This window comes from Terrabacter sp. 2TAF16, from assembly GCF_052115065.1.
In the GTDB taxonomy this organism is placed as follows: domain Bacteria; phylum Actinomycetota; class Actinomycetes; order Actinomycetales; family Dermatophilaceae; genus Terrabacter.
Genome location: NZ_JBFRFZ010000018.1, coordinates 35,678 through 58,534, shown reverse-complemented (window position 1 = coordinate 58,534; position 22,857 = coordinate 35,678). Strand labels below are relative to the sequence as shown.

23 protein-coding genes are annotated in these 22,857 nt (G+C 73.0%); 6 read left to right on the top strand and 17 right to left on the bottom strand.

The genetic code is table 11. The features are described 5' to 3' along the window. Positions 1-51 precede the first annotated feature (51 nt). The 8 genes from AB4Z14_RS20365 to AB4Z14_RS20330 form a co-directional block, all read right to left on the bottom strand. The gene (locus AB4Z14_RS20365) at positions 52-1,233 is read right to left on the bottom strand and encodes a DegT/DnrJ/EryC1/StrS family aminotransferase (RefSeq protein WP_442276808.1); all 1,182 of its coding nucleotides are present in this window, start codon (positions 1,231-1,233) and stop codon (positions 52-54) included. Continuing rightward, positions 1,230-2,306 carry an SDR family NAD(P)-dependent oxidoreductase gene (locus AB4Z14_RS20360; protein WP_442276807.1) on the bottom strand — a complete coding sequence of 359 codons (1,077 nt, stop codon included), beginning with the start codon at positions 2,304-2,306 and terminating at the stop codon, positions 1,230-1,232. The genes AB4Z14_RS20365 and AB4Z14_RS20360 overlap by 4 nt, the downstream gene beginning before the upstream one ends. Before the next feature lie 89 nt (positions 2,307-2,395). Beyond that, on the bottom strand, positions 2,396-3,451 hold the full coding sequence (locus AB4Z14_RS20355) for a sugar phosphate nucleotidyltransferase (RefSeq protein WP_442276806.1): 1,056 nt from the start codon (positions 3,449-3,451) through the stop codon (positions 2,396-2,398). Continuing rightward, positions 3,448-4,668 carry a UDP-N-acetylglucosamine 2-epimerase gene (neuC, locus tag AB4Z14_RS20350; RefSeq protein ID WP_442276805.1) on the bottom strand — a complete coding sequence of 407 codons (1,221 nt, stop codon included), beginning with the start codon at positions 4,666-4,668 and terminating at the stop codon, positions 3,448-3,450. Before neuC ends, AB4Z14_RS20355 begins: the two co-directional genes overlap by 4 nt. A 3-nt stretch (positions 4,669-4,671) precedes the next feature. Continuing rightward, entirely contained in the window at positions 4,672-5,730 is a 1,059-nt protein-coding gene (locus tag AB4Z14_RS20345) for an N-acetylneuraminate synthase family protein (protein WP_442276804.1), read from the bottom strand. Further along, complete coding sequence (locus AB4Z14_RS20340; protein WP_442276803.1) at positions 5,727-6,371, bottom strand: NeuD/PglB/VioB family sugar acetyltransferase; 645 nt, start codon at positions 6,369-6,371, stop codon at positions 5,727-5,729. Before AB4Z14_RS20340 ends, AB4Z14_RS20345 begins: the two co-directional genes overlap by 4 nt. Further along, entirely contained in the window at positions 6,368-7,786 is a 1,419-nt protein-coding gene (locus AB4Z14_RS20335; protein WP_442276802.1) for a hypothetical protein, read from the bottom strand. Before AB4Z14_RS20335 ends, AB4Z14_RS20340 begins: the two co-directional genes overlap by 4 nt. A 66-nt stretch (positions 7,787-7,852) precedes the next feature. Next, positions 7,853-9,289 (bottom strand): lipopolysaccharide biosynthesis protein, encoded by a 1,437-nt coding sequence (locus AB4Z14_RS20330; RefSeq protein WP_442276801.1) that lies wholly within the window; start codon positions 9,287-9,289, stop codon positions 7,853-7,855. 100 nt (positions 9,290-9,389) lie between these two features. On the opposite strand from AB4Z14_RS20330, the gene AB4Z14_RS20325 reads away from it, so the two are divergent. Genes AB4Z14_RS20325 through AB4Z14_RS20315 form a run of 3 tightly spaced genes read left to right on the top strand, consistent with a single transcriptional unit; the run spans position 9,390 to position 11,997 of the window. After that, positions 9,390-10,430, top strand: a complete 1,041-nt coding sequence (locus AB4Z14_RS20325) for a Gfo/Idh/MocA family protein (RefSeq protein ID WP_442276800.1) — start codon at positions 9,390-9,392, stop codon at positions 10,428-10,430. Further along, entirely contained in the window at positions 10,427-11,212 is a 786-nt protein-coding gene (locus AB4Z14_RS20320) for an acylneuraminate cytidylyltransferase family protein (RefSeq protein ID WP_442276799.1), read from the top strand. Before AB4Z14_RS20325 ends, AB4Z14_RS20320 begins: the two co-directional genes overlap by 4 nt. Beyond that, the gene (locus AB4Z14_RS20315; protein WP_442276798.1) at positions 11,209-11,997 is read left to right on the top strand and encodes an SDR family oxidoreductase; all 789 of its coding nucleotides are present in this window, start codon (positions 11,209-11,211) and stop codon (positions 11,995-11,997) included. The genes AB4Z14_RS20320 and AB4Z14_RS20315 overlap by 4 nt, the downstream gene beginning before the upstream one ends. Positions 11,998-12,083: 86 nt before the next feature. On the opposite strand, the gene AB4Z14_RS20310 is transcribed toward AB4Z14_RS20315, so the two are convergent. Continuing rightward, positions 12,084-13,103 carry an LLM class F420-dependent oxidoreductase gene (locus AB4Z14_RS20310; RefSeq protein WP_442276797.1) on the bottom strand — a complete coding sequence of 340 codons (1,020 nt, stop codon included), beginning with the start codon at positions 13,101-13,103 and terminating at the stop codon, positions 12,084-12,086. Between the two features lie 74 nt (positions 13,104-13,177). Between AB4Z14_RS20310 and AB4Z14_RS20305 the strand changes: the two genes are divergently transcribed. Beyond that, entirely contained in the window at positions 13,178-13,642 is a 465-nt protein-coding gene (locus AB4Z14_RS20305; protein ID WP_442276796.1) for a CoA-binding protein, read from the top strand. Between the two features lie 101 nt (positions 13,643-13,743). Here the strand turns inward: AB4Z14_RS20305 and purE are convergent, their stop codons facing one another. The 8 genes from purE to AB4Z14_RS20265 form a co-directional block, all read right to left on the bottom strand. Beyond that, positions 13,744-14,277, bottom strand: a complete 534-nt coding sequence (purE, locus tag AB4Z14_RS20300) for a 5-(carboxyamino)imidazole ribonucleotide mutase (RefSeq protein ID WP_442276795.1) — start codon at positions 14,275-14,277, stop codon at positions 13,744-13,746. Next, entirely contained in the window at positions 14,274-15,470 is a 1,197-nt protein-coding gene (locus AB4Z14_RS20295; RefSeq protein ID WP_442276794.1) for a 5-(carboxyamino)imidazole ribonucleotide synthase, read from the bottom strand. The genes purE and AB4Z14_RS20295 overlap by 4 nt, the downstream gene beginning before the upstream one ends. 21 nt (positions 15,471-15,491) lie before the next feature. Beyond that, positions 15,492-16,145, bottom strand: coding sequence for a GtrA family protein (locus AB4Z14_RS20290; protein ID WP_442276793.1), 654 nt, complete (start codon positions 16,143-16,145; stop codon positions 15,492-15,494). Positions 16,146-16,186: 41 nt separating this feature from the next. Then, positions 16,187-17,215 (bottom strand): sensor histidine kinase, encoded by a 1,029-nt coding sequence (locus AB4Z14_RS20285; RefSeq protein WP_056827065.1) that lies wholly within the window; start codon positions 17,213-17,215, stop codon positions 16,187-16,189. A 2-nt stretch (positions 17,216-17,217) separates the two neighbouring features. Next, positions 17,218-17,895: a response regulator transcription factor gene (locus AB4Z14_RS20280; protein ID WP_056773162.1), complete on the bottom strand. Its 678-nt coding sequence runs from the start codon at positions 17,893-17,895 to the stop codon at positions 17,218-17,220. A gap of 108 nt (positions 17,896-18,003) precedes the next feature. Further along, complete coding sequence (locus AB4Z14_RS20275; protein ID WP_442276792.1) at positions 18,004-18,849, bottom strand: enoyl-CoA hydratase/isomerase family protein; 846 nt, start codon at positions 18,847-18,849, stop codon at positions 18,004-18,006. Between the two features lie 20 nt (positions 18,850-18,869). Then, complete coding sequence (locus AB4Z14_RS20270) at positions 18,870-20,018, bottom strand: adenylate/guanylate cyclase domain-containing protein (RefSeq protein WP_442276791.1); 1,149 nt, start codon at positions 20,016-20,018, stop codon at positions 18,870-18,872. Between the two features lie 7 nt (positions 20,019-20,025). Continuing rightward, positions 20,026-20,916, bottom strand: a complete 891-nt coding sequence (locus AB4Z14_RS20265; protein WP_442276790.1) for a biotin--[acetyl-CoA-carboxylase] ligase — start codon at positions 20,914-20,916, stop codon at positions 20,026-20,028. Between the two features lie 24 nt (positions 20,917-20,940). On the opposite strand from AB4Z14_RS20265, the gene AB4Z14_RS20260 reads away from it, so the two are divergent. Further along, on the top strand, positions 20,941-22,605 hold the full coding sequence (locus AB4Z14_RS20260; RefSeq protein WP_442276789.1) for an acyl-CoA carboxylase subunit beta: 1,665 nt from the start codon (positions 20,941-20,943) through the stop codon (positions 22,603-22,605). After that, positions 22,602-22,829, top strand: coding sequence for an acyl-CoA carboxylase subunit epsilon (locus tag AB4Z14_RS20255; RefSeq protein WP_442276788.1), 228 nt, complete (start codon positions 22,602-22,604; stop codon positions 22,827-22,829). The genes AB4Z14_RS20260 and AB4Z14_RS20255 overlap by 4 nt, the downstream gene beginning before the upstream one ends. Positions 22,830-22,857: the final 28 nt, after the last annotated feature.

Below are 22,857 nucleotides of genomic sequence, written 5' to 3'. Positions count from 1 at the left end.
GCCCCACCCCGTGGCGCGCTGCGTCGGCCGTCCGGCCCGGGCGAAGCAGGCCTAGACGAAGAAGGAGCGCACCGCCGCGATGACGCGGTCCTGGTCGGCGTCGGTCAGCTCGGTCGCGCAGGGCAGCGAGAGGCCTCGGGCGAAGAGGCCGTCACCGACAGCGCCACCCACGAGGGGCGCCGACAGGAACGGCGGCTGGTCGTGCAGCGGCCGCCACAGCGCGCGCGCCCCGACGCCGAGCCCGTTGAGGTGGTCGAGGAACTCGTCACGCCCGCGCCCGTCGGACTCGGGCACGAGGACCGAGTAGAGCCAGTACGTCGCCTCGAGCCCGTCGACGCGCGGCGGCAGGACGAGCGGCAGGTCGGCGAACGCGGCGTCGTAGCGGGACGCGATCCGGTGCTTGGCCGCGACGAACTCGTCGAGCCGCTCGAGCTGGGCGAGCCCGAGGCCCGCCGCGATGTTCGTGAGGCGGTAGTTGTAACCGACCTCGTCGTGGAGGTAGCCGACGTCGGGCACCTTCGCCTGGGTCGTCAGGTGGCGGGCCCGGGCGGCAAGGTCGTCGTCGTCGGTGACGATCATGCCGCCACCGCCGGTCGTCGCGATCTTGTTGCCGTTGAAGGAGAAGCACCCGATCCGGCCGACCGTGCCGGTGTGACGCCCGGCATAGGGGCCCGCCGTCCACGTCGCCCCGAGCGACTCCGCGGCGTCCTCGAGCACGGGTATGCCGTGCCGGTCGCAGCCGTCCATGAGCGGTCCCATGTCGGCGGGCTGCCCCAGCACGTGGACGATCTCGACGACCTTGGGCTGTGCCTCCCCCGCGGCAGCGCGGCGGTCGAGCTCGGCCGCGAGCAGGGCAGGGTCGATGTTCCACGTCGTCCACTCGGCGTCGACGAGGACCGGCCGCGCGCCGCAGTAGGCGATCGGGTTGACCGAGCCGACGAAGGTGAAGTCGGAGCAGACGACGTCGTCGTCGCGACCGACCCCGAGCAGGAGCAGGCCGATGTGGATCGCGGCCGTGCCGGTCGCGCACGCGATGGCGTGCTTCGACCCGACCCGCTCGGCGAAACGCCGCTCGAACTCCGCGACGAAGGGTCCGACGGACGAGACGAAGCCCGACTCGACGGCCTCGAGGACGTAGCGGCGCTCGAGCTCGCCGATGTTGGGCACGGCCAGCGGGATCGTGCCCTCGGGCCCGCGCGCTCCGGGCGCGTGCGCCTCGCCGGTCGTGGTCACCGGTGGTACCGGCCGGCCGTCTCGGGGTCGACGCGCGGCCGCAGCCACTCGGCGGTGGCGGCGAGACCTTCCTCGAGCGACACGGTGGGCGCCCAGCCGAGCACCTCGTTGGCGAGCGACGGGTCGGACAGCAGGATCTGCACCTCGGACCCCCCGGGCCGGATGCGATCGCTCTCGGTGGCGATCTCGGCGTCGCTGCCGGTGACCTTGCGGCACAGCTCGACGACGTCGCCGACGGAGACGGTGCGCCCGGTGCCGAGCTGGATCGTCGTGCCGGGCGCGACGTCGGCCAGAGCCGCGCGGACGAAGCCGTCGGCCGTGTCGGCGACGAAGGTGAAGTCGCGCTTCGGCGTGACGTCGCCGAGCTTGAGCTGGCTCGCGCCGGCGAGCAGCTGCGACAGGACGGTCGGGATGACGGCGCGCGTCGACTGGCGGGGCCCGAACGTGTTGAACGGGCGCAGCGTCGTCACCGGCGTCTCGAACGACAGCGCGTACGACTCGCACATCTTGTCGGCCGAGATCTTCGTCGCCGAGTAGGGCGACTGGCCGCGCAGTGGGTGCGCCTCGGTGATCGGCACCGACTCGGGCGTGCCGTAGACCTCGGAGGTCGACGTGTTGACCATCCGCGGCGTGCCGTGGCGACGGACGGCCTCGAGCACGTTGAGCGTGCCGATGACGTTGGTCTCGACGTAGGAGCGGGGAGCCACGTAGGAGAAGGGGATCGCGATGAGCGCCGCGAGGTGGAGCACGACGTCGACGCCCTCGGTCGTCGCCATGACGTGCTCGGGGTCGCGGATGTCGCCGAGGACGACCTCGGCCTGGCCGTCGCGGACGGCGGCGCGGAAGGTGTCGGACTCGTCGAGCCACCCCGTCGAGCCGTTGGAGTTGTAGAGGCAGAAGGCGCGCACGTGTGCGCCGTCGGCGAGCAGCCGCTCGACGACGTGGGACCCGATGAAGCCGTCGGAGCCCGTGACGAGGACGGTCTTGCCGGCGACGGAGCCCTCGACGGGTCGCGCGGTCAGCTCGATGTCGGGGATCTCAACGGTGTTGCTTGGAGCGGAAGGTGTTGTCACAGCTGCCTTTTCGTCGTCCATGTGTGCTCGTATGCCGTTTGCCACATCAGCAGTGACCGTGGCGGTCACGTCGTCGCTCGCGCGGGCGCTCACGTCTCGCCCTTCGCGCGGGCCAGGTCCTTCGGGGTGCCGACGTCGATCCAGTCGCTCTGGATCGGCCACGCCGTCACCGGCTCGTCGCGCGCGAGACACGTCTCGACGAGGCCCGGCATCGTGCTGGCGCGCCCGGTGGGCAGCCAGGCGAGCGCCCGCGGCTCGACGGCGTACACAGCGGCGTTGATGTCGAAGCTCAGGGTCGGCTTCTCCGAGACGCCGATGACGCGCCCGTCGGTGCTCTCGACGACGCCGAACGGCACCTCGTGCTGGTAGGTGCGGGTCGCGACGGTGACGGCGGCGCCCGTCCGCCGGTGCGCGTCGAGCAGGTCGCTCGCGTCGAACTCGACCATGAGGTCGCCGTTCATGACGAGCACGGCGTGCTCGAGGTCGGGCCGCTCGTCGCGCAGGAGCGTCAGGGAGCCTGCCGTGCCCAGCGGTCGCTCCGGGTCCTCCCGGAGGTAGCGGACCGTGCACCCGAGGCGGGAGCCGTCCCCGAGGTGCTCCTCGATCTGCTCGGCGAGGTAGTTGACGCTGACGTAGATCTCGCGGATGCCGTCACCGACGAGACCGAGGACGATCCACTCGAGGATCGAGCGGCCCGCGACGGTCATGAGCGGCTTCGGGGTGTCCTTCGTCAGGTCGCCGAGGCGCGTGCCGCGACCACCGGCCATGACGACGGCGACGTTGGGCAGCGGTGCCGACCCGACGACGTCCGACAGGGTGTGCAGGCCGACGAGGGTGCGGTCGTCGGCGAGCTCGGGCACGGCAGAGATGCGCAGGGCCTGCATGAGGTCGAGGACGAGCGCCCGCGGTGACCCGGCGGCGACGAAGTGCGGCGTCCGGGTGGCGTGGTCGAGGGCGGCGTCGTCGAGGCTCGTGCCCTTGAGGAAGGCTCTGCGCAGGTCGCCGTCGGTGAGCAGCCCGGCGAGGCGGTTCTCGTCGTCGACGAGCAGGCACACGAGGTTGCCGCTGCGGTCCACGACCTCGAGGGCGTCGCGGATCGTCGCGGTGGTCGGCGCGCACGCCGCGCGCAGGTCTCGCGCTGTCACTCCTCTTCCTCCTCGTTCGTGCGGCGGGCCCGTTGCCTGCCCACCACGCGTGCCGGGTGCAGGTCCACGAAGTGCTTGGCCCGTGGGGCGAGCGCCGCTGTCCGAACGATATCGAGGATGGCGGCGCTCGCCGTACCCGTGCCGTAGGGGTTGGCGACGTGCGCCGCGTGCTCCCGCCAGCGGGGGCTGAGCGCGGTGCGCAGCGCGGCCTCGACGGTCTCCCGCCCCTCGGCCGCGTGGACCACGTTGTCGCCCCGGAGCCGACCGCGCTGACGCTCGCCGATGTCGACGGCCGGCACGTGCAGGGTCGCGGCCTCGATGACGCCCGAGCTCGAGTTGCCGACGACGACGTCGGCGGCCGCGAGGACGCGGGGGTAGTCACGGCCGAGGGCGGCGACGAGCCGGAGGCGGGGTTCGCGTGCCGCGAGGCCGGTCAGTGCCGAGAGGATCTCGTCGCGCCCCTCGTCCATGCCCGGGTGGGTGGCGACGACGGTGCCACACGCGGCGAGCGCGGCCTCGGCGGCCTCGCGCGCCCACTGCCCCACCGGGGCACCGGGCTGGGCGGTCGGCGGGTGGTAGGTGAAGAGGCCGAGCGGTCGCTCGACGGTCGTGCCGAGCAGGTCGCCGAGGTCGGCGTCGGGGATCGGCGACGCGGTCGCGAGCCGGTCGAGGCCGGGCGCCCCGGTCACGTGGACGCGGTCGGCCGGCTCGCCGAGCTGGCGCACCCGCTCCGCGGCGTCCTCGGACGCGACGCAGTGCTGGTCGGCGAGCTTGGTGACGGCGTGGCGGACCCGTTCGTCGAGCGCCCCCTCGGTCACCTCTCCCCCGTGCAGGTGCACGACCGGCACCCCGAGCAGGACGGCGGGCGGCACGACGTAGAGCAGCTCCCAGCGGTCGCCGAGCACGACGAGGACGTCGACGTGCTCGTCCCGGAGCGCCCGTCCGCAGGCGCGCGCGAGCAGCGCACCCTGCTCGAGCTGGGCGTCGACCGTCACGGCCGTCATCGGCTCGGCGAGCGGCACGACGGCCCCGCGCCACTTGTCCGCCGTGACGCTCGAGGGCAGGGCCGCGACGAGGTCGTCGGCGGCATACATCACCCCGGTCAGGACGCGCAGGGTCACGTCGCTCGCCGACTGCAGGGCCTCGAGCACCGGCGACAGCGGTCCGAGGTCGGCGCGGGTCCCGACGAAGACGGCGACCGTGTGCGTGGAGGCCACGGGTCAGCCGACGAGGTCGGCGTCGGTCACGGGGGCTCCGGCCTCGACCGCGCGGGCCAGGACGCGTCCGCGGATGTCGACGGCGGGGCTGACGCCGCCCTCGGGGCGCAGCAGCTGCAGGTCGGTGCCCGCGAGCTCCGAGCCGGCCGGCATCGCGTGCGCCGCGTGCCACGACCGCCGGACGAGGACGGCGTTCTCCTCCTCCGACGGCATGCGCACCTTGACGCCGTCGCCGAGAGCCAGCGCGAGCTGCTTCGTCGTCGCGACGTAGTCGGTGAGCGCGTCCGGCTCGAGGCTGGCGAGGTGGTCGGGGCCGGGGAGGGTGCGGTCGCTCGTGAAGTGCTTCTCGAGGATCGGCGCACCGAGCGCCACGGCGCCGAGCGCCGTCGTGAGCCCGGGCGTGTGGTCCGACCACCCCACGGGTATGCCGTGCAGCTCGGTCAGGCGCGGGATGACCCGCAGGTTGCACTCCTCGACGGGCGCCGGGTAGGCCGAGACGCAGTGGAAGAGCACGAGGCCCGGCGCGTCGGCGCAGGCCTCGACGGCCGCCTCGACCTCGTCCTGGGTGCCCATCCCCGTCGAGACGAGCAGGACGACCCCGAGTCGCGACATCTCACGCAGGTAGGGCAGGTTCGTCAGCTCTCCAGAGCTGACCTTGAGCGCGGGCAGCCCGAGCTCGACGAGCATCTCGGCGCTGTCGAGGTCGAAGGGCGTCGAGAGGAAGGTCGTCCCCGCCTCGGTCGCGTGGTCGCGCAGCTCGACCCAGGCCTCCTTGGGCAGGGTCAGGGCCTCGAGCAGGCTGCGCTGGTCGGCACTTCCGCCGCGGTCACGCTGGTAGGGCGTCGTCGCGGCCGCCGACGAGACGAGCTTGTCGGGCGAGAACGTCTGGAACTTCACCGCATCCGCGCCGGACGCGACCGCGATGTCGACGAGGCGGTGGGCCAGCTCGATGTCGCCGTTGTGGTTCACCCCGGCCTCGGCGATGACGTAGACGTCACCGGGGGTCGGGACCTCGACATCGCCGATCGCGACCGGGTGGACGGCGTTCAGGTGGTCGCTCATGCGGTGCCTCCGGTGGGGCGCGTGGCTGCGGGGACGCCGACGACGGTCGCGCCGTCGGCGACGGGTGTGGTGACGACGGCGCCGGCCCCGACGGTGACGCTCGACCCGACCGAGACGCCGGGAAGGACGCGTGCTCCGCTGCCGACGAGGGTCAGCTCGCCCACGGACGCGGCACCGAGGAGCACGGCGCCGGGCGCGACGTGGGTGCCGACGCCGACGGTGCAGTCGTGCTCGACGACGGCCGCGGTGTTGACGACGACGGCCTCACCGAGGGTGCTGGCCGGTCCGACGTGCGCGTGCTCGAGCACGACCGACCCGGCCCCGAGCACGCTTCGGGGAGAGACCGTCGCGGTCGCGGCGACGACGGGCGGGACCGAGATCCCGCGTGCCACGAGCTCGCGCACGAGCCGCGCGCGAGCCGCGTTGGCACCGATGGCGACGACCGCGTGGAGTCCCTCCGCCGCGAGGAGCTCGAAGGCCTCCCGGTCGTCGACGAGCACGTCGACGTGCCAGGACTCGCCTGCCGGGACGGCGCCCGAGACCGCGACGACGGCGTGACCGGCGCGCTCGAGGACGTCGACGACCGAGCGCGCGTGGCCGCCGGCGCCGAAGACGACCCAGCCGGTGCCGTCGCCCGTCATGCGGGTCCGCCCCGGTGGCCGAGCGAGGCCGCGGCCTCGCCGAGCGCGCCGCCGACCTTGCGGATGTTGTCGGGCTCGAGCACCGCGGGCACCCGCGGCGGGTCGAGCACGAGACCCTCCCACGAGTTGCGCACGTAGTCGTGGACGAACCACTCGTCGATCGTGGCCTGGTCGGCGCGCAGCGACTCCCAGCCGCGGTCGGCGACGAACCGGGTCAGGTCGTCGGGCGAGTCGAGCTGCGCGACGTTGCCCAGGCCGCTCCACGGCATCTCGGCGCCGGTGACGACCGGCAGTCCGAGGAGGCCGGCCTCGAGGCCGACCGTGCCGGTCGCGGTGACGGTGAAGACCGCCTGCTTCATCAGCTCGCGCGAGTCGGCGAAGGGGTCGATCGTGGCGATGTTGGGGTGAGCGTCGAACTGCGGCCAGTAGTCGGGGTCGCGGCGCCACATGAAGTGCGCGTGCTCCTTGACGGCGACGCCGATGTCGAGCGGCGCGAGCGCCTCGGCGAGCACCCTTGCGGTGTAGGCCTGGTCGCGCCACTCCTGACCCATGACGTCGGCGCTCGACTCGGGCTGCACCTGTAGCGGCAGGAAGACGAACTTCTCGGGCACCGGGTCCCAGCGACGGTCCTGGTACTCGCGCAGGTTGAGCCGCGCCTTGACGGGGTTGAGCCAGGGGAGCCTGGCGTAGTCCGAGGGCCGGGGAAGCTGGAGGTTCGCGCCCCGGTCGACGGCGAACTCCTTGATGCGGTCGCTCGCGAGCCGCCAGATCTCTTGGCCGGTCTCGACCTTGAGGTTGCGCGCGAAGCCCATCGGCCGACCGTGCTCGGCCCGCCACGTGTCGATGAAGGCCTGACCCGCGGCGAGGGCCGACGGGTCCTCGACCTGCCGCTCCCACAGGGTGATCCCCTTGGGCGCGCCGATGAGGCCGAAGCGGTCGGACGGGAGGCGTATGCCGCGGGGCCAGGTCGCGAGGCCACCGTGGTGGGTCACGAGGCCGGCCGTGAGCAGCTCGGACGTCACGGTGAACTCGACGAGGGCCAGGACGGGGCCGCGACCCTCGATGGCCGCCTCGAGCTCCTCGGCGGCGAGGTTGAGGAAATTCATCGCGGTGTCGACCCGGTTGCGGCGCAGCGCCCGCTCGGACACGAGCAGGTCGAGGGGGTCGAGACCCACCCCGGCGCAGGCCCGTTTGAGAGCGGCGTGGGGCGCGAGGCCACTGACGACGTTGGCCTTGCGCGCGGCGGCATACGGCAGCCGGACGGTCGTGGCGCGCGGCGCGTGCCGGCGCACCCACGCGAGGTTGGCGTCCGTGCGGACGACGAGGATGAGGTCCTTCGTCTCGAAACCCGCGTGCACGAGGGCCGGGACGAGGAGGTCGTCGTAGCCCAACCCCATGTGGACGAGCGGTGTCACCACGAAAGCGTCTCTCCTGCGTGTCGGTGCGTGCCGGATCGAGGCGAGCCGGGCGAGCGCCTCATCCTATCCGCGCAGCACGCGCAGGATCCGCGGCGCGACGGCCACGGCGGCCGCCCCGACGAGGGCGGCGAGTGCGACGCGCACCCACGCAGCCGGCCCCTCCAGCGGCAGCACGGCACCCACGAGGGCGAGCGCGACACCGGCGAGCGCCACGACGGCCACCCGCGGCGGCCAGCGCAGCGGCGAGTGGGTCCGCGCGAACCACGTCGTCAGGGCCATGAGCACGACGTAGCCCACGGCCTTGGCGATCGCGACGCCGACGACCCCACCCGTCGCGCCCGACCGCGGCGCGAGCCAGAGCGCGACGAGGACGACGACCGCGAGCGCGATGAGCGCGGCCCAGGCGAGCCGGCCGGTGCGCTCGGCGTCGAGCACGGCGAGCGACGAGCCCTGGTAGAGCATGTACGACACCGACACCGTGCAGATGACCCCGAGCGCGCCGACCATGGCGACGTGGTCGAAGCCGGGGTCGGCCATGACGGCGACGAGCCACGGCCCGAGCAGCGCCACCCCCGCCGCGCCCGCCGCGACGACGGTCGTCAGGGCGGTGCCCGTGCGGGCCGTCCATGCCCAGCGGCGGTCGATGGGGTGCGAGAGCACGAGCGGCCCCCACGCGTTGAAGAGGGCGACGGCGAGCACGAACGGCATGTTGCCGAGCTGCAGCGCCACCTGGTAGCTGCCCGCCCCGGCCTCGCCGACGAGGACCCTGGCCAGCAGCACGTCCCCGGAGAGCAGGCCGAGCATCGCGGCCGCCTGCGGCAGCAGGGGCGTGGCCAGGCGGATGCCCGCCCGGACCCGCGCGCGCTCGACCGTGGGCGGCAGCGGACGGCCGAGGACGAGGGCGAGGACGGCAGCCAGCACGACGACGACGGCGTATGCCGTGAGGTACGTCCCCGCGGTCGGCTCGGCCCGCGCCGCCAGGAGTCCCGCGAGCTGTGCCCCGACGGTGGCGAGCACGGCGAGGGCGAGGAAGCCCCAGGGCTGGAGTCGCGCCCGCATCAGCGTCTGGCCGGCCACGACCGTCGTCAGGGCCACCGCGGCGAGGACGAGCGGCACCCACTGTCGGAGGTCCGCGTGCCCGGTGGCCGAGAGGAGCAGGGCCAGCGCGAGGCCGACGACGCCGAGCCCGAGGGCCAGCAGCACCATCGTCCCGGCGAGGGCCCGCGCGACCCGTGGGCCCTCGGCACCGCGGTGGTGCTCGCGGAGCACGACCTGCGGCAGTCCGGCGGCGGCGATGGTGCCGACCATCTGCACGACGACGAGACCTGTTGCGACGCGACCGAACTCGACGGCGCCGAGCACCCGGGTGGCGAAGGGCAGGACGAGGAGCACGCCGAGGCCCTGCAGCGCCGTGCCGACGAGGTAGACCACCGAGTGCGCTCCGAGCGAGCCGCTCGCGGGTGCGGCGGTGGGCGCGGTGCCTTCGGGCGTGCTCGTCACAGGCTCGAAGGTACCGGTGCGGGGCCGGCCCACCGCTCAGCCACCCGCGTCGTGCCCGGCGACCTGAGCGGTGCGCGGCGCCGTCCTCTAGCCTGCAGGTGTGCCCAGCCCGTCTCCGTCGTCGATGCCCGTGGTCGTGCGCGGCTCCGGCTCCATCGGGCAGCGGCACGCGCGGGTCTTCCGGCAGGAGGGCGCCGACGTCGCGCTCTGGCCGGTCCGCGACCGCGGGCTCGGGCCGGGCGCCGTCGACGACGTCACCCGCGCTCGCCTGCTCGACGACGCGACGGGCCCGGGCGCCCTGCCGGGCGTGCTCGTCGTCGTCGCGACCGACACCGCCCGGCACGTCAGCGACACCGTCCTGGCGCTCGACGCCGGTGCGGCGTCGGTCCTCGTCGAGAAGCCCGTCGCCGGGTCGGCCGATGACGCGGCCGTGCTCCGCGCCCACCCGCGAGCCCAGGACATCTGGGTCGCCGCGCCGCTCCGGGCGCACGAGGCCTTCCGCCACCTGCGCCGGCTCGTCGGCCGCATCGACGGACCGGCCTCGGCCCACGTGCGCTCGCAGTCGTGGCTGCCGGACTGGCGGCCCGACCGCGACTACCGCGAGTCCTACTCCGCCCGGCGCGACGAGGGCGGTGTGCTCCGCGACATGGTCCACGAGATCGACTACGCCGGCGTGCTCTTCGGCCGCCCCGACCTCGTCGGCTCGTTCCTCGAGACGAGCGGTCCGCTCGACATCGAGGCCGAGCAGGCCGCCACGCTGCTCTGGACCACCCGCGACCGCTTCACCGTGACCGCGCGGCTCGACTACGTCACCCGCCCGACGTCGCGCGGGGTCGTCATCCACACCTCGGACGGCATCCTCGAGTGGGACGTCACGCGCGCGATGGTTCGGCACGCGACCTCCGACGGCGAGGTGAGCGAGCAGGTCTTCGAGCACGACCTGGACCGCGACATCGTCATGGGCACCCAGGCGCGGGCGGCCCTCGAGCTCAAGCCGTGGTCCCCCGCGGCTCAGCGGATCGCCCGGGGAGCGCCGGCGACCCTGGCCGACGGCATCGACGCCGTCCGTCTCTGCGACGAGGCCAGGGCCCTGGCCTCGCAGGGCCCCAACCCCGACTCCGACACCGAGGACGGCTCGTGACCGACCACACCCCGCCCCGCGTCCTCGCGGTCATCCCGGCACGTGGCGGCTCGAAAGGCCTACCCGGCAAGAACATCCGTCCGATGTGGGGCCTGCCCCTCATCGCCCACAGCGTCCGTGCTGCGGCGATGACGCCGGAGGTCACCCGCTGCGTCGTGACGACCGACTCGGCCGAGATCGCCGACGTCGTGCGCGCCCACGGTGGAGAAGCCCCGTTCCTGCGCCCGGCCGAGCTCGCGGCCGACGACACCCCCATGGCCCCGGTCGTGCGTCATGCCCTCGAGTGGGTCGAGAGCGACGAGGGAGGTTCCTACGACGCGGTGCTACTCCTCGACCCGACGAGTCCCGCCCGGGTGCCGTCCCAGCTGGCCGAGGCCGTCCGACGCCTCGCCACGACGCCCGCCCTCGACGGCGTCATCAGCGTCTCCGAACCCACCTTCAACCCGGTGTGGGTCGGCGTGCGCCCCGACGGGTCCCGCGACGGCGCGCTCTCCCGCTACTTCGAGGCGGGCACGGGTGTCACCCGACGGCAGGACGTCGGCCGGTTCCTCCGGATCAACGGCAACTTCTACCTCTGGCGGGCCGACTTCGTGCGCCGCCTCGAGAGCTCGTGGTTCGACGAGGGCACCCACGAAGGGCTCGAGATCCCCGAGGCCCAGGCCTTCTCCATCGACGACGAGTACGAGTTCCGCCTCATCGAGGCCCTCATCGGCGCCGGGCTCATCACGCTGCCGTGGCTCGACGTCGCCGCCCCGATCGCCCAGACGGAGGACCCACGATGACGCCCACGCCCACGACGTCGCTCACCGGACGCACGGCCGTCGTGACCGGGGGCGCCGGACCGCTCGGCCGCGTGCTCGCCGACGCCCTGGCGAGGGCGGGTGCCCGCATCGTCGTCGTCGACCTCGACGAGGAGAGCTGCGCGGCAGCCGCCGCTGCGCTCCCCGGCAGCGACCATGTCCCCGTTGCCGCCGACCTTCTTGAACCGCAGGGGATCTCGCGCGTCGTCGACGTCGTCCGTGGCCTCGGCGCCTGCGATGTCCTCGTCAACAACGCCGCGTTCACCGGCACCTCCGGCGTCCCCGGGTATGCCGTCCCCTTCGAGGAGCAGACCGACGACGCCTTCGCGATGGCGCTGGCCCTCAACGTCACGGCCCCCTTCTCGCTGACCCGGCAGCTCGCGCCCCTCCTGCGCGCCTCGGGTCACGGGAGCGTCGTCAACGTGTCGAGCATCTACGGTCTCGTCGGGCCCAACATGGGTCTCTACGAGGGCACCCGGATGGGCAACCCCGCGGCCTACGCGGCGAGCAAGGGCGGCATCGCCCAGCTGACGCGCTACCTCTCGACGGTGCTCGCGCCCGACGTGCGGGTCAACGCCTTCGCCCCCGGGGGGATCGCGCGCGGTCAGGACGAGTCGTTCGTCGAGCGCTACGAGCGGCTCACCCCGCTGGGCCGGATGGGCACCGAGGACGACTTCCGCGGCGTCGTCACGTGGCTCGCCTCGGACGCGTCCGCCTACGTCACCGGCCAGGTCGTCGCCGTCGACGGCGGCTGGACCGCCTGGTAGGCCACCGGACCGTCCCGGTTCGAGGTGATGCCGGCACCCACGTGGGTGCCGGCATCACCTCGAACGGCGGGATCGGAGCGGGAGCGTCAGGCCGTGAGCTCGGGAGCGACGGTCTGCTCGAAGAGCTCGATGCCCGAGCGGTCGTAGGCGGCCTCCGCGAAGTACGTGATGGCATACGTCATCCCGCGGGCCTCCATGTCCTTGAGCATCGTGACGATCTTGTCGGGCGTCCCCACGGCGGGCTGCTTGCGGAGGTCCTCGACGGCAGCGGCGGCCTTGTCGTCGGCCACGCCGCCCTTGCGGAGCAGCTCGCCGTAGAACTGGAGGCGGTCCTCGACGTCGGCGTCGGTCTCGCCGATGACGACGTTGTAGTTGGCCGAGCGGACGATCTCGCCGAAGTCGCGACCGCGGTCGTCGCAGTGGCCCTTGAGGATCGCGCTCTTGTGGTCGAAGCCCTCGGGGCTGCCGTCGAAGTTCGTGTAGTCGGCGTACTCCGCCGCGATCTTCAGCGTCACCTTCTCGCCGCCGCCGGCGATCCACATCGGGATGCCGTTGAGCGCGCTGCCCGGGTGGCTCGTGCCCTGCAGGGGCCGGGGCGCGCAGAGGGCGCCGTCGACCTGGTAGTACTTCCCGTCGAGGGTCGCCGACCCCTTCGTCCACATGTCGCGGAAGACCTGGACGCCTTCGCGGAGCGCGCCGAGGCGGTCGCCCGCCTTGGGGAAGCCGTAGCCGTAGGCGCGCCACTCGTGCTCGTACCAGCCGGCGCCGATGCCCATCTCGGTGCGGCCGCCGGAGATGACGTCGACGGTCGCGGCGACCTTGGCGAGGAAGGCGGGGTTGCGGTAGGCCATGCACGTGCACATCTGCCCGAGCCGCACCCGGCTCGTGGCGGCGCCGAAGCCCGCCATGAGCGACCACGCCTCGTGCGTGGCCTCGCCCGAGGGCTGCGGCACGGTGTGGAAGTGGTCGTAGACCCAGATGGACTCGAAGACGTCTCCGTCGTCGGCGTGCTTGGCGAGGTTGACCATGGCTTCCCACTGCTGGGCCGGCTCGATGCCGACGAGGTCCATACGCCAGCCCTGGGGAACGAACATTCCGAATCGCATCCGGCCATCCAACCACGGTCGGCTGGACGCCGTCGGGGCGCGATCCCGGCACGCCGACGTGTGAAGATGACGGGATGAGTCCGCACCACAACGACCCCGACGTCATCCGGGACCTGCTCCACACCCCGGCCACGTGGGCCGTCGTCGGTCTCGGAGACAATCCCGACCGCACGGCCTACCGCGTGTCCCTGTGGCTCCAGCGCGAGCTCGGCATCCGCCTCGTGCCGGTGCACCCGAGCGCGGCGACGGTGCACGGCGCGACGGGTTACGCGACGCTGGCCGACATCCCGGACGGCACCGTCGTCAAGGTCGTCGACTGCTTCGTCAACAGCGCCCGCGTCGGGCAGGTCGTCGACGAGGCGATCGCCGAGCGGGAGCGGCTCGGCATCGAGGCACTGTGGCTGCAGCTCGGGGTCATCGACGAGGAGGCCGCCGATCGCGCGGAGGCGGCCGGACTCGCCGTCGTCATGGACACGTGCCCCAAGATCGAATACCCCCGCATCCAGCCGGGTGACGGCGCCTCGGCCGTCACCGACTGACGCCACGAGGGCGTCGGTCGTCCTCCACGAGCCGCGCTGGGGCCGGCCGAGGGCGTATGCCGTGTGCCCGGTCCCTGGTCGCGCGTGGGGTCGGAGCCGGTTCAGTCGGTGAGGCCGCGGGCGACCTGCTCGCGCAGCGACGCTCCCTTGGCGTGCGCCTGGTCGCGCAGGTCGGCCTGGAAGGCGACCATGCGCTCGCGGACGTCGGCGGCGAGCTCGTCGGAGCCGGTGCCGACGATGCGCGCCGCCAGCAGGCCCGCGTTGCGGGCCCCGCCGATCGAGACGGTCGCGACCGGCACGCCGGCCGGCATCTGGACGATCGAGAGCAGCGAGTCCATGCCGTCGAGGTACTTCAGGGGCACCGGCACCCCGACGACCGGGAGCGGCGTCACCGACGCGAGCATCCCGGGCAGGTGCGCGGCTCCCCCGGCGCCGGCGACGACGACGCGCAGGCCGCGCCGGGCGGCGTTCTGGCCGTAGGCGATCATCTCGTCGGGCATCCGGTGGGCCGACACGACGTCGGCCTCGTAGGGGATCGCGAACTCCTCGAGCGCACGGGCTGCCTCGCGCATGACGGGCCAGTCGCTGTCGCTGCCCATGACGATGCCGACGACGGGCTCGGTGCTCTCGGTCATTCGGTGATCACTCCTCTGAGGTAGTCGGCCGCGTGCCCGGCGCGCTCGCGGGCGTCCTCCAGGTCGGCTCCACTGACGTTGACGTGCCCGATCTTGCGGCCGGGCCGCACGCCCTTGCCGTAGACGTGCACCTTGGCGCCGGGGTCGCGGGCCATGATGTGGCGGTACGCGGGGTAGAGGTGCTCGTAGTCGCCGCCGAGGACGTTGGCCATGACGGTCCACGGCGCCCGGGGGCGCGGGTCGCCGAGCGGCAGGTCGAGCACGGCACGCAGGTGCTGCTCGAACTGTCCGGTGACGGCTCCGTCCATCGACCAGTGACCGCTGTTGTGCGGACGCATCGCCAGCTCGTTGACGACATAGGCCGACGTGCCTCCCGTGCCGGGGCGCACCTCGAACATCTCGACGGCGAGCACGCCCGTGACGCCGAGCTCGCCGGCGATGCGCAGTGCGGCCTCGGTGGCCACCGACGCGAGGTCCGGGTCGATCTCCGGGGCGGGGGCGAGCACCTCGGTGCAGACGCCGTCGGTCTGGACCGTCTCGACGACGGGCCACGCCGCCGCCTGGCCGGACGGGCTGCGGGCGATGAGGACGGCCAGCTCCCGCACGAAGTCGACCTTCTCCTCGAGGAGCAGGCCGTGCTCGAGCGGGCCGGGCTCGCCGATCCGCGAGATCCAGTCCACGAGGTCGTCGGCCGAGGAGGCGACCGCCACGCCCTTGCCGTCGTAGCCGCCGCGCGGGGTCTTCGCGACGATCGGCCAGCCGACGTCGTCACCGAAGGCGGTGACCTCCTCGGCGGAGGTGGCACGCACCCACCGGGGGCACGCGATCCCGAGGGCGGTGAGGCGCTCGCGCATCGCGAGCTTGTCCTGGGCGAAGTTGAGGGCAGCGCGCGTGGGGTGGATGGCCACCCCGTCGGCCTCGAGCGCCTCGAGGACGGCCGGCGGCACGTGCTCGTGGTCGAAGGTGACGACGTCGCAGTGCTGCGCGAAGGCGCGGACCGTCTCGAGGTCGGTGTGCTCACCGACCGGTGAGCTCGGCACGACGAGGGCCGCTGCCGCAGTGTCGCTCTCGGCGAGCACCGACAGCTGGACGCCCAGCTCGACGGCGGGGCCCTGCATCATGCGGGCGAGCTGTCCGCCGCCGACGACGCCGACGACGGGGAATCCTCCGGGGGCGCGCTTCGGCTGGGTCACGACGCCCAAGCGTAGTCGCCGTCAGCGGAGTGGGTCGTGGCGCCCCGGGACTGCTCCGGCGCGCCGGTCCGCGTCGCTCGAGCCGGCGGCCTCGTCCCCCTCGTCGGAGAGCACCGCCTCGACGTGGCTGGGGTCGGCGAGGTCGGGGTGGTGAGCACGCACGGCCGCGAAGGTCCACAGCTTGTTGAGCACGAACGACACGGGCGTGACGACGGCGATGACGATGAGCTGCGCCCAGTAGAGCCGGGTGCGGAAGCCCGTGGAGTCGTCGAAGACCGTCGGCGAGAGGTGGATCGGTGAGTCGAGGTGCATGAGGAGCGTCAGCAGCACGAGGCCGATGACCTGACCGAGCAGGCCCACGGCGAGGAACGGCCAGTACTCGTCCCACCAGCGGGCGTGCTTGGTCGTGCGGAAGGTCCACGTGCGGTTGAGCTGGAAGTTCCAGAGGTTCGCGACGAGGAAGGCGATGGTCGAGTAGACGTGGTACCAGCGGACGTTGAACTCCGTGCCCGGGACGCCGACGATCGCCTGGTCGAAGCTCGGCCCGAGCTTCTTGACGACGACGAGGGTGAGGAGGTTGACGAGCACGCCCGAGACGCCCACGGCCGCGAACCGGAGCAGCAGCAGCCAGTTGTGCCGGTGGCGCACGAACAGGAACTCATGCAGGCGCCTCACCGGGGCACCCTACCCCGGCAGGCAGGGGGTCCCGTCGGCGTTCAGTCGGTCTCGGCCTCGGAGAGGAAGAGGGCGAAGCGCGCCGGCTGGGCCTGGACGAGGTCGAGGCGACCACCGTTGGACTCCGCGAGGTCGCGGGCGAGGGCCAGCCCCAGGCCGGTGCTGCCCCCGGCTCCGCTGCTGACCGAGCGCTCGAAGATGTGCGGGGCCATGGCGGCGGGCACGCCGTCGCCCTGGTCGCTGACCTCGACGATGACCGACGGGCCCGAACGACGTGCGTGCACGTCGACGGTGCCCCGTCCGTGGACGAGGGAGTTCTCGAGGAGCGTCGAGAGCACCTGCGAGAGCGCGACCGGCGTCGACCGGACGAAGAGGCCGCGCTCGCCACGGACCCGCACCGAGCGGCGGGCCTGCTCGAAGGCGGGCTGCCACTCGCGCTGGAGGGCGGCGATGACGGAGTCCAGCGACACGGCCGGCGACGGCCCACCAGAGCCGCGGGTGCGACCGAGCAGGTCGTCGACGACGCGGGTCAGGCGCTCGACCTGGGCGATCGCGATCGTCGCCTCCTCCTTGACGACCTCGGCGTCGTCGGTCTCCGAGATCTCCTCGAGCCGCATGAGCAGGGCCGTGAGCGGGGTGCGCAGCTGGTGCGAGGCGTCCGCGGCGAAGTCGCGCTCGGCCGCGAGCGACTTCGTCATGTCGTGGGCCCGACGGGTCATGACTCCCGACACGTGGTCGATCTCGTCGATGTCCGAGTGCACCGGCGTCAGGCGCGCCTCCCCCGCCGCGAAGCGGGTGGCGAGGTGGACGAGCTCCTGGGAGGACTGCTCGACGTGCGCCCGGGTGCCCAGGGTGGCGACGTAGGCCGCGCCACCGCTCAGCGCGCCGATCCCGAGCATGACAGCCCCGAACCGGGCGATCCCCACGGACGGGTCGGAGGCGATCCAGGCGGTGACGGTGCCGGGTTGCTGCGTCACGGCCCAGGCGACGACCGCCGTCGACAGCAGCACGACGAGCCCGGCGCACACGACGGCCACGACGAGCGCCATCCGGTCGAGCACTCGGCGCACGGTCAGTCGACCTGGGGGCGCTCGAAGCGGAAGCCGACGCCACGGACGGTGGCGATGTACTGCGGGGACGTCGCGTCGTCGCCGAGCTTCCGGCGCAGCACCGAGATGTGCATGTCGAGGGTCTTCGTCGACCCGAACCACGCGGTGTCCCAGATCTCGCGCATCAGCTGCTCGCGCGAGACGACCTTGCCCTGCTCGCGCACGAGCACCCGCAGCAGGTCGAACTCCTTGGCCGTCAGCTGCAGCTCCTCGCCCTTGAACCAGGCGCGACGGCCGTCGGAGTCGATGCGCACCAGCTCACCGGACGGGACGGCCTCGGTGGGGGTGCGCCGCAGCAGGGCCCGCACCCGCGCGAGCAGCTCGGCGAGGCGGAAGGGCTTGGTGACGTAGTCGTCGGCGCCGGCGTCGAGCCCCACGACCGTGTCGACCTCGTCGGCGCGCGCCGTGAGGATGAGGACGGGGATGGCGCGGCCCTCGGCCCGGATGCGGCGACACACCTCGAGCCCGTCGATCTTCGGCAGGCCGAGGTCGAGGAGCACGAGGTCGGGGTTCTCCTTGGCACCGTCGAGCGCAGCGACACCGTCCTCGCGCACGTCGACGTCGTAGCCTTCTCGCCGCAGCGCACGCGCCAACGGTTCGGAGATGGCTGGGTCGTCCTCCGCCAGGAGCACTCGGGTCATGTCACCGTCCTCAGGATCTGCCGGCCCGGGGGCGCACCGACCGTCGTGAGCCTATCGACAACCACCCGTTTTGCACCCTGACGCCCCGGGGACACGGTAGATGGGGCCTCAGCGACCGGGCCAGACCGGGCGCCGCTTCTCCGCGAAGGCAGCCACACCCTCGCGGCGGTCACCCGAGAAGGCCGTCGCGCGCCAGCAGCCGTCCTCGATCTCCAGGCCCGCGTCGAGACCCACGTCGGCGCCGAGACGCATGGCGCGCTTGGCGTTCCGCAGCCCGACGGGCGAGTTGGCCGCGATCGTCCGGGCCAGCTCCAGGGCCCGGTCACGTGCCGTCCCGGCAGCGACGACCTCGTCGACGGCGCCGAGCTCGAGGGCCTCGCGGGCCGGGAGACGCGCGGCCGTGAAGATGGCCCTGGCCGCCCGCGACCACCCGACCCGGCGCACGAGCAGCTGGGTGCCGCCGCCACCCGGGATGACCCCGACGCTCACCTCCGGCAGGCCGACGACGGCGCCCTCCCCCGCGACGACGAGGTCGCACGACAGGGCCAGCTCGAAGCCGCCCCCCAGCGCGAAGCCGTCGACGGCGGCGATGGCCGGCACCGGCAGGTCGAGGACGCCGGTGTAGGCCGCCCGGGCGACCGGGCGCTGCTCCATGAGGTCCGCGTCCGAGAAGCCGTTGCGCTCCTTGAGGTCGGCGCCGACGCAGAACGCCTTCGCGTGGCTCGAGGTCAGCACGACGCAGCGCACCGACTCGTCTGCCGCGACCCGTGCCGTGGCCACAGCGATGGCGCGGGCCATCGCCGTCGACACGGCGTTCATCGCCTCGGGCCGGTCGAGGACGATCTCGGCGACGTGGGCGAGCTCCGGGTCCTCGAAGCGCTCGACGCGCACGAGGGTGGGCCCACCCGGCCCCGCGCTCGCGGTGGCGTCGGCTGCGGTCGGCGTTGACGGCATACGAAGGTCTCCTTCGGGGGTCACGCGTCCGTGCGCGACGTGGCTCGGTGGGTGGTGTCGGGGAGCGGCTCGCCCGAGACTGAGCGGCGGCCGGCGGACGTCGCCCGGCGCAGCAGCGAGGGGGTCACGGGGCCGACACCGCGCAGGATGCGGCGGCGCTGGCCGGTCAGCTCGAAGCCGGAGAGGCTCGCAAGCTCGCGCGCCATCGTCGCGTCGACGAGGACGCTCCCGGCCTGGGCCACGGCGGTCAGCCGCGAGGCGCGGTTGACCGTGGTGCCGAAGACGTCGCCGAGGCGGGAGATGATCGGTCCGCGCGCCATCCCGCACCGTACGTCGGGCAGCACGTCGTCGTCGGTCATCGTCTCGACGAGGTCGAGCGCGATGGCCGCTGCGGGCGCGGCGCCCATCGTCGTGAAGAGCACCTCGTCACCGACGGTCTTGATGAGCCGTCCGCCGTGCGCGGTGATGACGTCGGCCGAGAGCGCCTCGAAGCGGGACACGAGCCGGGCGAGGTCGCGCTCGGACATCCGCCGGACGAGGGCCGTGAAGTTGACGAGGTCGGCGAAGCCCACCGAGCGCATCTTCGTCATGCCGTAGGACTCGGGGTCGGCGTCGGCCAGCATGCGCGCGACGGTGGCCGACAGGTGCCGGCGCCAGGCGTAGACGAGGAGTGGCTCGAGGCGGTCGGTGAGGACAGCGAGCCGCTTCGCCGTCTCGGTGGCGGTCTCGAGGCTCGGCACCGAGCGGGACTCGTGCTCGTCGTCGTCGGCCTCGTCGGCGAGGACCGCGCTCATGTGGTTCTCGACGGCCTCGGCGATGAGCTGCGACTGCCAGCCTGCGAGACGGTCGGCCGACCGGGCGAAGGCGCGGGTCATCGCGAGCGCCGTCGGCTCGTCGAGCAGCCCGTCCCGGACGATGCCCGCGACGGCGGCGAGCGCCTTCTGGTCGGCCTCGGTGAACAGCTCGTCGTCGGTGTCGACGACGGGGAAGCCCAGCGCGTGCCAGAACTTGCGTGCGGACAGCAGGGAGACCTCGGCGCCGCGGCTCACCTCGCGGCGGCGCAGCTCGAGCGGACGCCCCAGCAGCCGCTCCGTGTAGTCCTCGCTCACCCGCCCGACGGGCTCGGGGCTTTCGGCGCCCTGGGTGCCTCGGGTGCCCGGCTCGGTCATGGCCCGATCATGCCAGTCCACCGGCCGCGGGCCGGACGTGGACGACGTCACCGGCCGCGAAGGTCCGCACGCCGTGGTCGGTGCGCACGACGAGGGCGCCGTCGTCGTCGACGCCGACAGCGGTTCCCTCGACCGCGTCACCCGTCGGCACGTGCACCCGCACCGCCAGCCCGATGGTCGAGCAGGCCTCGCGGTATGCCGTTCGCACCTGCGCTGCACCGGACGCACCCGACGCGTCGGTGCCGACTCCCGCTCCGGCCAACACGGCGGTGAGCTCGTCGAGGTAGGCGACGAGGAGGTCCTCCCGGCTCACGCGGGCACCGGCGAGCGCCAGGGACGTGGCCGTGTCCACGGGCAGCTCCTCCCGGGTCTGGTCGATGTTGACGCCGGTCCCGACGACGACCGCCTGACCGGAGCCGACGGTGACGAGCTCGCAGAGGATGCCGCTCAGCTTGCGGTCGCCGTCCTCGGCGAGGAGCACGTCGTTGGGCCACTTGAGCCGGGCCGTCAGCGCGGCGCCGGTCGCCTCGCTCACCCGGCGCACCGCTCGCGACAGCGCGAGCCCGGCGAGCAGCGGCATCCAACCCGCCTGGGCAGGGTCGGCGACCGGTACCGCCACGCTGACGGCGAGCGAGGCCCGGTCGGGCACCGTCCAGGCCCGGCCGAGGCGGCCGCGTCCTCCGGTCTGGTGGTCGGTGAGGACGACCCACCACAGTCCGCGGTCCTCGGGAGCCCGCCCGGCGGCATACGCCCCCGTCTGCTTCGCCGTCCCGGTCAGCAGCTCCCGCAGCCGGGTGTTCGTCGAGCCCAGGGCCGGGTGGAACTCCACCTCGCGCCACGGCCGTCCGGACGTGACCAAGGCCGCACTCACAGTCTCGATGTCGAGCGAATCGCGCACGTCCACAAGGCTAGAGTGCCGAGCATGGCCACCGATCACGCCGTCGCAGAACAGCCGACCAGCACGTCGCCGGAGAGCGCCACACCACCGGCGGAGGCGGCCCCCGGGCCCGACCTCACGACGACCGCCGGCAAGCTCGCCGATCTCAAGCGGCGCGTCGCCGAGGTCGCCAACGCCGGCTCGGAGCGCGCGGTCGAGAAGCAGCACGCCCGCGGCAAGAAGACCGCCCGCGAGCGCATCGAGATGCTCCTCGACGAGGGGACCTTCATCGAGCTCGACAAGTACGCCCGGCACCGCAGCAACAACTTCGGCCAGGACAAGAACCGCCCCTACGGCGACGGCGTCGTCACCGGCTACGGCATGGTCGACGGCCGCCAGGTGGCGGTCTTCGCCCAGGACTTCACCGTCTTCGGCGGATCCCTCGGCGAGGTCTTCGGCGAGAAGATCGTCAAGGTCATGGACTTCGCCATGAAGATCGGCTGCCCCGTCGTCGGCCTCAACGACTCCGGCGGCGCCCGCATCCAGGAGGGCGTCGTCTCGCTCGGCCTCTACGGCGAGATCTTCTTCCGCAACGTCCGCGCCTCCGGCGTCATCCCCCAGATCTCCCTCGTCATGGGCCCGTGCGCGGGCGGGGCGGTCTACTCCCCGGCCATCACCGACTTCACCGTCATGGTCGACCAGACCTCGCACATGTTCATCACCGGCCCCGACGTCATCAAGACCGTGACCGGCGAGGACGTCGGCTTCGAGGAGCTCGGCGGCGCGCTGACGCACAACAGCAAGTCGGGCGTCGCGCACTACATGGGCACCGACGAGCAGGACGCCATCGACTACGTCAAGGCCCTCCTGTCCTACCTGCCGAGCAACAACCTCGAGACCCCGCCCTCCTACGGCGAGGGAGAGGCCGACCTGTCGGTCACCGACGACGACCGCTGGCTCGACACGTGCATCCCGGACTCGCCGAACGTCCCCTACGACATGAAGCAGGTCATCGAGCACCTCGTCGACGACGGCGAGTTCCTCGAGGTCCAGCCCCTCTTCGCGCCCAACATCCTCACCGGCTTCGCCCGCATCGACGGCATGTCGGTGGGCATCGTGGCCAACCAGCCGCTGCAGTTCGCCGGGTGCCTCGACATCCACGCGTCCGAGAAGGCCGCGCGCTTCGTGCGCACCTGCGACTGCTTCAACGTCCCGGTGCTGACGCTCGTCGACGTGCCGGGCTTCCTGCCGGGGACGAGCCAGGAGTGGGACGGCATCATCCGTCGCGGCGCGAAGCTCATCTACGCCTACGCCGAGGCCACGGTCCCCAAGATCACGGTCATCACGCGCAAGGCCTACGGCGGCGCCTACGACGTCATGGGCTCCAAGCACCTCGGCGCCGACATCAACCTCGCGTGGCCGACCGGGCAGATCGCCGTGATGGGCGCCCAGGGCGCCGTCAACATCCTCTACCGCAAGGAGCTCAAGCACACCGCGGAGCGGGGCGGCGACGTCGACGCCCAGCGCCAGGAGCTCATCACCCACTACGAGGAGACGCTCGCCAACCCGTACGTCGCGGCCGAGCGCGGCTACATCGACACCGTCATCAGCCCCTCCAACACGCGGATGAACGTCACGCGCGCCCTGCGGGCCCTGCAGAACAAGCGCGAGACGCTCCCGCCCAAGAAGCACGGGAACATCCCGCTGTGACCGATCCCACGACCCCAGAGGCCGCCGACGTCGCGCCCACGATCCGCATCTCGGGTCACCCGACCCCCGAGGAGGTCGCGGCGCTCGTCGCCGTGCTGTCCGCCCTCGACGGGGACGAGCCCGCACCCGAGCACGCCCGCTCGGCGTGGTCCGACCCGTCGTGGCGGCTCGTCGGTCCGTCCGCGCGCCACGGCGGGTGGCGCCGCACCGGTCTGCCGCGCTGACGCAAGACCCGTCGGTTGGCCGTCACCC